Here is a 1,709-nt window from a genome sequence, read left to right on the forward strand (position 1 = left end):
TTGATGCGGCTGATGAGTCTGGTCGCATTCAGCGAATTACCACCCAACACGAAGAAATCATCATCCAACCCAACCCGCGACCCACACCCCAACACCACCGCAAACGCAGCAGCCACCACCAACTCCGAACCAGAAACCGGCGCCCGAAACACCCGCGAACCAAAAACAGGCTCCGGCAACGCCTTCCGATCCAACTTCCCCGCACTCGACAACGGGAACTCATCAACGACAACCACCACATCCGGAACCATGTACGACGGAAGCACCAACCCCACCGCAGCCCGCGCCCCCACCGAATCCACAGAACTACCCGCATCGGCCGAGGACCCAGCCGTCACATACCCGACCAGACGACTCCCCCCATGCACCACCACCACAGCACCCGAAACACCCGGCAACCCAGCCAACGCCGACTCGATCTCACCGAGCTCGATCCGCACCCCACGAATCTTCACCTGAAAATCCGTCCGACCCAAATACACCAACGACCCAGCAGCACTCCACAACGCACGATCACCCGTGCGATACATCCGAGCACCCACCACAAACGGATTCGCCACAAACCGATCCGACGTCAAATCCGGACGCCGATGATAACCACGCGCCAACTGCGCACCATCGAGATACAACTCACCCGCAACACCCACCGGCACCGGACGCAACCGCGAATCCAACACATACCCACGCGTATTCCACACCGGCGTCCCGATCGGCACCACCCCAGACACCGAACCCACAATCCGATGCGCCGTCGTCGTAATCGCCGCCTCCGTCGGACCATACGTGTTATGCACCGCAGCCGACGTCAACGAACCCAACGCCACCGCAAGCTCCGGCGTCAACTCCTCACCACCGGCAAACAAATGCCGCAACGACCCCAACGCACCACCAAAACCATCAGCCACCAACGCCGCAAGCACCGACGGAACGAACTCCGCCACCGAAATCGCATGCTCGACCATCACACCCGCAAGATAATCCAACTCACGATGCCCACCCGGCCGCGTCACCACCAACCGCGCACCCACCGTCAACGGCAAAAACGACTCCCACACCGACACATCGAACGTGAACGGAGCACGCGCCATCACCCGATCATCCGCACCAACCCCATACTCCCCCGCCAACCACGCCAACTGATTGACAATCGCCCCATGACTGACCGACACACCCTTCGGCCGACCCGTCGACCCCGACGTGAACATCACATACGCCGCATTACCCGACCGCAACGGCGCCACCCGATCACCATCAGAAACCGGACCACCCGACAACCCACCCACATCAAGACCATCAAGAACAACAACATCCACACCCGCCGGCAACACACCCACAAACGCAGAAACAGTCAACACCAACCGCGGCGCAGCCGACTCAACCACAAACCCGATCCGCTCCACCGGCAACTCCGGATCAATCGGCACATACGCACCACCCGCAGCAACAACCGCATGCATCGCCACGATCATCTCCACCGAACGCTCCACCGCAAGCCCGACCAAAACATCCGGGCCCACACCACGCCCGATCAACCACCGCGCCAACCGATTCACCCGCACACCGAACTCGGCATACGTCAACACCACATCACCGAACACCACAGCAACACGACCCGACGACACCTCAACCGCAGCCGCCACCAAACCCGCCAACGTCACATCATCAACACAACGATCCGTAACATTCACACCCCCCAACACCAACCCACG

1 protein-coding gene is annotated in these 1,709 nt (G+C 60.8%); it reads right to left on the reverse strand.

Annotated features, from left to right (window positions below; translation table 11 throughout):
• Positions 1-1,658 (reverse strand): amino acid adenylation domain-containing protein (locus ACFQ6H_RS29760; protein WP_378650433.1); only part of this gene is annotated, 1,658 nt, incomplete at its 3' end.
• Between the last annotated feature and the right edge of the window lie 51 nt (positions 1,659-1,709).

Source organism: Rhodococcus sp. NPDC056506 (assembly GCF_042794945.1).
In the GTDB taxonomy this organism is placed as follows: Bacteria; Actinomycetota; Actinomycetes; order Mycobacteriales; family Mycobacteriaceae; genus Rhodococcus_F.